Here is an 8,508-nt window from a genome sequence, read left to right on the forward strand (position 1 = left end):
CTGGTCTGGATAATGCCTTGGAATATCTTAATAGTATTGGTATCGACTATCCTGAACTATTGTATTCAAATGCCATTTCCAGTAATACAACCGTGTCGGATCAGAAATACGGTGCTTCTAGTGAAAAAATGGCTGCTGCCTACGCTGTATTTGCCAACGGCGGTACCTACTACAAGCCACAATATGTCAACAAGGTAGTCTTTACAGACAACACGACCAAAGAATTCGCTCCTGAGGGTAAACAGGTTCTCAGTCCAGAAATTGCCTATATGATGACAGATATGATGAAATCTGTCTTAACCTACGGAGTTGGTGCGAATGCTGCTATCAGCGGAGTACCAATCGCTGGTAAAACAGGAACCTCCAACTATGCAGATAATGAATTAGCTGCTGTTCTGGCTTCAAATCCAGCTGCATCCAGCAGTTCCATGGCGGCTCCAGATCATAATTTTGTTGGCTATTCTACCAAGTATGCTATGGCGGTCTGGACAGGTTATTCAAACCGAAATACGCCGATTTTAGATAATGGTAATCTGGTCGCAACAGACGTTTTCCGAAGCATGATGACCTACCTCAATCCTGTGGAAACTGCCTTGGACTGGGAGATGCCGAGTGGTTTATACCGTTATGGTTCTTACCTCTACCTGAATGGTGCTCAGCGCCGCAACACGTATGCTAACACCACAACCAGTCAGACACCTGCTCCAACTGTCCCTGAAAGCACAGAAGGAGATGAGGGGGTCACAGAAGAGGAAGCTACAGAGGAGGTTGAAGAGCCAACAACTGCTGAAAACTCTCCTGCAAGCCCTTCAAATGATTAAGGATGAAACTCAGAAATTTTTCTGGGTTTTTCTTTTTGCTTGAATATGATAAGATAGAACCATGAAACCAGAAATCTTTTACCAAGACTTGGCCAAGCTAGGCTTTGAACTGACCGACCTACAAAAAAAACAATTTCATGACTACTTCCATATGCTAGTAGAATGGAATCAAAAAATTAACCTGACAGCCATCACTGCTGAGGAGGAAGTCTACCTCAAGCACTTCTATGACTCTCTGGCGCCGATTTTACAAGGCTATGTACAAAATGAACCGATTTCCCTTTTGGATATCGGAGCTGGGGCTGGCTTTCCTAGCCTGCCTATGAAAATCCTCTTTCCGCAACTAGAGGTAACCATCATCGATTCCCTCAACAAGCGGATCCAGTTTCTGCATCTTTTGGCAGAGGAATTGGGCTTAGAAGGCGTCCATTTCTACCATGGGCGGGCGGAAGATTTTGCCCAAGATAAGCAGTTTCGGGCCCAGTTTGATTTGGTAACGGCTCGCGCGGTGGCTCGGATGCAGGTTTTGTCAGAGTTGACCATCCCCTTTCTCAAGGTAGGGGGCAGACTGATTGCCCTCAAGGCTTCCAGCGCCGAGGATGAATTGCACCAAGCCAAGAATGCTCTCAATCTCCTCTTTGCCAAGGTCCTAGAAAATGTGGACTACCAGTTGCCAAACGGAGACCCACGTACCCTCACCATTGTTGAAAAGAAAAAAGAGACACCTAATAAGTACCCCCGCAAGGCCGGAGTACCCAATAAGCGTCCCTTGTAGACTCAGCCGATATCCATCAGGATGTCGGTCTTCTTGTTTTTATGGAATAGCTGGAAACTCTTCTTTTTCTAGCTTAAAATGATTGCTGGATTGGTTGATAATCATGTCAAACTCCTCCTTATATGGCTCCATGTAGAGTTCATATTGTCTACGTCTGTGGGCCTGGGTTTTTAGGACAAAGTCCGGCTGACGGCCACGCTGGGTAGTATCCCTTTCCAGACGGCGCTGCAATTCTGTATCGGCATCAGTGTAGAAGAAGAGGGATAAATCAAAGAGTTCTGCTTCTAAAAATGTTGGAGTAATCCCTTCGACGATGGTTACCGGGCAGTCTGCCCGCAGGATTTTTTCTGGTGACCAAGGAAAATCTGCTGTCAGGCAGTCCATCCCTTTCTGGAGCATGATTAAATCACGCCTTAGACTAGTGAGCTCGTGACGAGCTGGATGGCAGGCCGTGATGGGATGAAAGCCGATTTCATCTTGAAGTTCATAATGAAGAAAGGTATCCTTGCTATATTCTCCTGAAATAATATAGGCATCTGTTTCGATAACTTGGCACCGTCCAGCAGGATATGCTTTCAGTAGTCTATTCGCAAATGTGGATTTTCCCGAGGCACCATGACCGCAAATCCGAATCACTGTGGTTTTCCGATTTTCCGTGTAATCTTTTAATTTTTGAATGAATTTTTCCATAGAGCTATTATAACAAAAAACCAACCGAAGCGGCTGGTTTGATAAAATAGACCAGAAATGGCTATGGCTGGCTATTCCAGGCTAGACCTTCTTGGTTCCAGCCTCGTGTCGCCAAAATCTTATACTCATTTTGATCCTTTGTATAGAGGTGTTTTTTCAGTCCAGGATTGTAGAGACGATAGACTGGAACAGTTCCATAAGAACGATAGGAGACTCCTTCTTGGTTCCAGCCTCGTGTCGCTAAAATCTTATATTCATTGCTGTCCTTGGTGTAGAGATGGACCTTGATACCTGGATGGTAGAGACGATAGACTTCCTCTCCCTGCTTATTTTCTGACTTCCAAGATATGCCTTCATAGTTCCACCCTCGCCCTTGGAGAATCTTGGCTTCATTAGTATCTGTCGTATAGAGATGGTTTTTTATGTCAGGATGGTAGAGGCGATAGACATTGATGAGGGTTTGAGAGTTTTGTCCGGGGATGGGTTTTATTTTTGCAATGGCCTGATCAGCTGCCGCAATAATATCCCAGGAAAGCTTTTCAACCTCAAATCGACTGGAACCTGCATGGTACTTAGAAAAATTGACCCGCATCTTGATGATGTAAGTTGTATCTGATGTGCTGGGATCTACTGCAAGTAAGTCTCCCTGATATTCGTGTTGACTCAGCATCTCTTCCATGGGGCCGTCAAAAAAGGACTTGGCTGCCTCAAATGTCGGAAACTCATTGGTCACAAATTCAAATTTTCCGTTGTCGGCATCACCACTGACTTGTTTGACTGAACTGGCTGAAACCTGAGAATGAGTTAGCAAGGCTAAAATAATCAAAAGACCTATCAACAAGGATTCTTTTCTTGAAAACCTGGCGAACATGAACGACTGTTTCCTTTCTATTTTTTATTGTTACCGATTTGAGGATGATTTGAAACCTCTTTCACTAAGACTATTTTATCAAAGCTCGACAAAAAAAGCCAGTTATTTTGACATTTTGATTTATCAAATGAAAAAAACAAACCAGTAGCTACTGATTTGTTTGACTGTTGATTTAGGCAAGAACCGCTTCTGGTAATCTCTCTCCGATAGCTTCGAGGCGAGCAGCCCATTCTGAACGAGTAAGGTTGTTCTCGGATACATAGCGGTTTCGCTCGTGGGCACGGCAGTCTGCTGAACAGCCACGAACATAATTCTTTTCCGTCTCTTCGGTCATAAAGACTTGTTTATTGCAGAAAGGATTGGCACAGTTGACATAGCGCTCGCAAGGCTCGCCTGTCATCATATCCTTACTGATAATCGTCGGGTTGACACGGTTGACGGGTACGGAGATGCGCTCATCAAAGACATACATAGCGCCATCCCAAAGTTCTCCCATGACTTCTGGATCTTTTCCATAAGTCACAATGCCGCCGTGGAGTTGGCCTACATCCTTGAAACCTTCGCGGACCATCCAACCGGAGAATTTTTCACAGCGAACGCCGCCAGTACAGTAGACAACCACGCGCTTCTCCATGAATTTTTCCTTATTGTCGCGAACCCATTGGGGCAACTCGCGGAAGTTGCGAATGTCCGGACGGATAGCACCGCGAAAATGACCGAGGTCATACTCATAGTCATTGCGGGTGTCCAATACGACTGTATTTTCGTCCAAAAGGGCTTCTTTAAATTGCTTTGGATTTAGGTAAGCACCTGTTGTGACCAGAGGATTGATGTCACTGTCGAAGTCATTGTCCTCTAAACCAAGGTGGACAATTTCTTTTTTGTAACGGACAAACATTTTTTTGAAGGCATCCTTTGGTTCATTATCAATCTTAAACCAGAGGTCGCTAAAGAGAGGGTTGGCATGGACATAATCCATGTATTTTTGGGTGGTTTCATAATCTCCTGAAACCGTCCCATTGATGCCCTCATCCGCAATCAGAATACGTCCTTTGAGGCCGATGGACTTGCAGAAGGCCAAATGCTCTTTGGCATAGCTTTCTGCATTTTCGATCGGAACATACTTGTAGTACAACAACACTCGAATATCGTTTGACATAGTTTCTCTCATTCTTTATAAAATTTAGATTTTTCCAATATTCTATATTTTATCTTTTTCCAGAATAGATTGGAAATGATTTGGCTGAAAAATGGAGGTGCTCTTCTATCATGTCAATTTTGTTACAGTTTCTTTAAATTTCAGTACGATGGCTAGTAAGAAGGTAGCTTCCATGGTAGAATATTGGTACTATATAATGAGAAATCAGGAAGAAGGATTTTATGAATTTTAGGAAGTCACTTTGCTCTGCTTTACTGCTGGCTCTACTGTTGGAAACAAGCAGCTCTATTCAGGTGTTAGCAACGACTGAAACAACAACTAGTGAACCGGCGGTTACGAACGAAATCACTTCAACAACTACTGAAGAAACAACTACAACTGTGGCAGATGCCATTTTACCAAGCACTGAAACTCTTCCGTCAACTGAAGCGACTACGACGACTGAAGAGGCTGTCGAGAACAGAAAACCAATGGAAGATAGTGGACTTCCGGTCCTAGAGAGCGCCATCAGTATTGCTCGCGGGGATGACTATCCGGACTACTTGAAGAAGATTCCTTATACCAACTACACTGTTGATCCATGGAGCTACTACCATCGCCAATGTACGTCATTTGCTGCCTTTCGTCTGATCTATGCCAATGGTTTTACAGATGTCAGAAACTTTGGTAATGCTTTTGAATGGGGAAGCCGTGCTAAATCTAGGGGTTATACTGTTAATAAAACACCTGCATTGGGTAGTATTGCCTGGTGGGATGCCAATGCGGCGGACGCATCTTCATATGGGCACGTTGCCTGGGTCTCTGGCATCAATGGAGACTATGTAGAGATTGAAGACTATAATTCCTGGAGAGGCGGCCCGGGTTTGTATAACAAGCGTTTGATTCACAAGAGTCGAGTCAGCGGATTTATCCACTTTAAAGACATTGCAAATAAAAACAATGTTCAAAGCATCAGCCTCAACACCAATGCCCAAACCTTGGCAGTTGGCAGCTCCTTTACTCTGACTGCAACTGTCAGTCCAGCGACAGCTAGCAACAAGGCCATCAAATGGCAATCAACCAACCCAAAGGTTGCTACTGTTGTGAACGGAAAAGTGACAGCACTCAAGGCGGGAACTGTTGATATCATTGCGACAACTGTTTCTGGTGGAAAGATTGCCAAGGCCCGCATCACTGTGCAAAACAAGGGAACCTTCAAAATTGCCTCTGTTTATCGCCTCTACCATCCGGGTAACAAACGCCATCTCTATACAAAGGATCCAAATGAAGCCAATACCCTGAGCAAGCGCGGCTGGAACTTTGAAGGACGGTCATTTGGAACCGCCACAGCTGGACAACCTGTCTATCGGCTTTATAACTCTTCTTTGAAGGAGCACCTCTACACAACCAGTAAGGCCGAGAATGACGCCCTGGCTGCAAGAGGGTGGTCTGCAGAAGGAGTTTCCTGGTACTCATCCGGCACACGACCAGTCTACCGCCTCTATCATCCTGGCTTAAACATCCACCTTTATTCGTCAGACAAAAATGAAGTAAATGTACTGGTTACGCGTGGCTGGAAAAATGAAAACATCTCCTTCTATACAAACTAATCTGACTTTGCACAACAGTAAAACACTCCATCTTAACATGGAGTGTTTTTTGCTTTATTTAAGCTACAATGGCTTTGGCTACTTCTTCTGTGGTCATGCGGGAGAAGTAATGAGTGGTGTCGATGGTTTTTAGTTTTTCAAGGACATCCACATACTCGTAGCGAGTGCCGACGAGGAGCTTCTCAATATCTGAAACATCGCCAATTCCGAAGAAGTCTCCGTAAATCTTGATGGATTCAATGACAGATTTTTCTGTTTTGATGTAGGAAGTAATCTTACCAGCTGGGTAGCGGACACTGCGCTCCACGGTGTATTCTGGGGTTGCACCGAAGGTCCAGTCCCAGGTCGCAAACTGGCTATCACGGATTTCTTGGATGCGGGCTAAGTCGCTTTCTGACAGGACATATTCATCCATGTCTGGGTATTCTTTTTTCATCTGGTTGAGGATGGCTTCCTTGAACTCAAGGACGGTCATCTTTTCAGGCAGTTCATTGTTGATATTGGTCACGCGGGCACGGACAGACTTAACACCCTTGGACTCAATCTTATCCTTGCTGACCTTAAGGGCGCTGGCCAAGACAGACATGTCCACATCAAAGAGCAGGCAGCCGTGGTGCATCATGCGGCCTTTAGCGTAAGCTTGGGCATTGCCACAGATTTTCTTGCCGTCAATTTCCAAGTCATTGCGGCCAGTGAAGTTGGCTTCTACGCCAAGGGTTGCTAGGGTATCAATCACAGGCTTGGAGAAGGTCTTGAAATCAAAGGCACCTTCTTCTGATTTGTTGGAAATGATGGTATAGTTGAGGTTGTTGAGGTCATGGTAAACAGCCCCACCACCGGACAAACGGCGAACCACATGAATGCCATTAGCATCTGTGTATTCCTTGTTGATTTCCTGGATGGCATTTTGGTGCTTGCCGATGATGATGGCTGGTTCATTGATCCAAAGGATAAAAATCTCATCAATATCGGTCAATTCTTTGAAGGCATAGGCTTCAAGGGCGATATTATAGGCTGGGTCGTTTGAGTTATTGACGATATACTTCATATTTTACTACCTTGCGCGCCAAAAACAGACTGGCACATGTTCCCTTTCTTATTTAACAGATATTCCTATTATAATGAAAAGGAGGGCAATTGACAATGGAATTGTTTAGAATGAGCCGACTTTAGAAAGTAAAAGCCAACACCATTCCTGATTACAGAAAATGGTGTTGGCTTTTATCTTTACCCTTTTTGGGGTTTATGGAAGCTGAAGCGATTTGTCTTTATAGGGGACAGCCACTCTAAAAACAAATCAACCCACTTGTATACTTGAGCGTTTTGATTACTTTCTTTCGTACCTGTTCTCAAGTCTCCTAATACAAGTCCATGTTTGCCCTTGTTAAAAATATGAAGTTCGTAAGGTACGTTGATTTCGTCTAGTGCCTGACAGTATTTTAAAGCATTACTTGCTGGTACCAAACTATCCTCCATCGTATGCCATACGAAACTCGGAGGGGTATATGGACTGACATTTGCTATCGCATTGAGTTTTTCAATGAGTTCTTGACTTGGATGAGTATAACCTGTTGCTGCAAATGTTACCTTATCGAAGATTTCAGAATCAGTATCGGCATTAAGAGCAAAGGCTGCGTATGCCAAGAGGAGATGGGTCGGCCTATATAGTTCCTTATCTTTTCCCAATAGTTCTTGAAGCCAGGGTTTGTGCCAATGTGTCCCTAGCTGACTTGCTATATGGCCCCCTGCCGAAAAACCGCCAACAACGACATAATTTAAATCAACATGAAAGGAAGCAGCATTCTCTTTAAGATAAGACACTGCCTTAGCTAGTGCAACAAGAGGCCGAGGAAAAGCTGAGACCGGATTTGCTGGAAGTTGTTCGATATCATCTGAAGCCATTCTTTCTAATCCCTCTGTTGCATAGTGAACCACTATCACATGAAAGCCCTCAGCTAGAAAACGAAGTGCAACTGACTCATCTTCACGAAATGAGGTCCAAAAATAGGCTCCTCCTGGGCAAATCACTAAACTCGGATAAAGTCGGTCCGAATCAATCTCTTGATTGGGCTCCTGAAGATAAAATTTAGCATAAGATCCATTATTATCTAATGGTTTTTCAAAATACTTCATATCTGGCACTTCCTTTCTCATTTTAATCTATTATAGAGCTTCTTGGTATTTTGTAAATAGCAGTTTCTTGCAAAGAAAATACCACTTTTTTAGAAGGTCGTCATTCCTTATTCAAGAGAATATCTGGTGCTAAATAAGGTTTATATCCCAACTCTTGGCTTTGCTTTAAAATCTTATCCGCCTGATAGGGATTGGCTCCGTATTCGATAATATAGACTGCGATATTTGCTTGGGAGACCATTCTTAGATAATTCAGATAAAAATCTTCTGCTTCTGCTGTCTGCTGAACAGGCTTGTCTGCATCAAAATCGTAAGCTAAAAAGACACTTTCTTGATTGACTGCGTAGATGAGTTGTCTTGCGAGTTTAGGATTTTCGGCAACAAATTGTGATACAAAGGTCGAACCACCGTTGATGATAACAGGCAGGTCCATGGCTTGAAATTCTTTCAACAGTTGAACTAGACTACCA

Annotated in this window: 8 protein-coding genes and 1 pseudogene; 3 read left to right on the forward strand and 6 right to left on the reverse strand. The window is 43.8% G+C overall.

The window, feature by feature from the left end:
* Both ACEYCN_RS03695 and rsmG read left to right on the forward strand, forming a co-directional pair.
* The coding region (locus ACEYCN_RS03695; protein WP_373712956.1) for a penicillin-binding transpeptidase domain-containing protein at positions 1 to 821 on the forward strand (821 nt) is incomplete at its 5' end.
* A 61-nt stretch (positions 822 to 882) separates the two neighbouring features.
* Entirely contained in the window at positions 883 to 1,596 is a 714-nt protein-coding gene (rsmG, locus tag ACEYCN_RS03700; protein ID WP_373712957.1) for a 16S rRNA (guanine(527)-N(7))-methyltransferase RsmG, read from the forward strand.
* 39 nt (positions 1,597 to 1,635) lie between these two features.
* Here the strand turns inward: rsmG and ACEYCN_RS03705 are convergent, their stop codons facing one another.
* The 3 genes from ACEYCN_RS03705 to ACEYCN_RS03715 all read right to left on the reverse strand — a co-directional run bounded on the left by ACEYCN_RS03705 (position 1,636) and on the right by ACEYCN_RS03715 (position 4,316).
* Complete coding sequence (locus ACEYCN_RS03705; protein WP_373712958.1) at positions 1,636 to 2,286, reverse strand: uridine kinase; 651 nt, start codon at positions 2,284 to 2,286, stop codon at positions 1,636 to 1,638.
* A gap of 61 nt (positions 2,287 to 2,347) precedes the next feature.
* Positions 2,348 to 3,157 (reverse strand): hypothetical protein, encoded by an 810-nt coding sequence (locus tag ACEYCN_RS03710; RefSeq protein ID WP_373712959.1) that lies wholly within the window; start codon positions 3,155 to 3,157, stop codon positions 2,348 to 2,350.
* 172 nt (positions 3,158 to 3,329) lie between these two features.
* Entirely contained in the window at positions 3,330 to 4,316 is a 987-nt protein-coding gene (locus tag ACEYCN_RS03715; RefSeq protein ID WP_373712960.1) for a rhodanese-related sulfurtransferase, read from the reverse strand.
* Positions 4,317 to 4,537: 221 nt separating this feature from the next.
* Between ACEYCN_RS03715 and ACEYCN_RS03720 the strand changes: the two genes are divergently transcribed.
* Positions 4,538 to 5,905 carry a CHAP domain-containing protein gene (locus tag ACEYCN_RS03720; RefSeq protein WP_373712961.1) on the forward strand — a complete coding sequence of 456 codons (1,368 nt, stop codon included), beginning with the start codon at positions 4,538 to 4,540 and terminating at the stop codon, positions 5,903 to 5,905.
* A 58-nt stretch (positions 5,906 to 5,963) separates the two neighbouring features.
* Here the strand turns inward: ACEYCN_RS03720 and ACEYCN_RS03725 are convergent, their stop codons facing one another.
* The 3 genes and pseudogenes from ACEYCN_RS03725 to ACEYCN_RS03735 all read right to left on the reverse strand — a co-directional run.
* Entirely contained in the window at positions 5,964 to 6,953 is a 990-nt protein-coding gene (locus ACEYCN_RS03725; protein WP_373712962.1) for a lipoate--protein ligase, read from the reverse strand.
* 179 nt (positions 6,954 to 7,132) lie between these two features.
* Positions 7,133 to 8,038, reverse strand: a complete 906-nt coding sequence (locus ACEYCN_RS03730) for an alpha/beta hydrolase (RefSeq protein WP_373712963.1) — start codon at positions 8,036 to 8,038, stop codon at positions 7,133 to 7,135.
* A 100-nt stretch (positions 8,039 to 8,138) separates the two neighbouring features.
* Positions 8,139 to 8,508 (reverse strand): annotated as a pseudogene (locus ACEYCN_RS03735) (hypothetical protein); the annotation flags it as partial.

This window comes from Streptococcus sp. (assembly GCF_041802885.1).
Taxonomy (GTDB): domain Bacteria; phylum Bacillota; class Bacilli; order Lactobacillales; family Streptococcaceae; genus Streptococcus.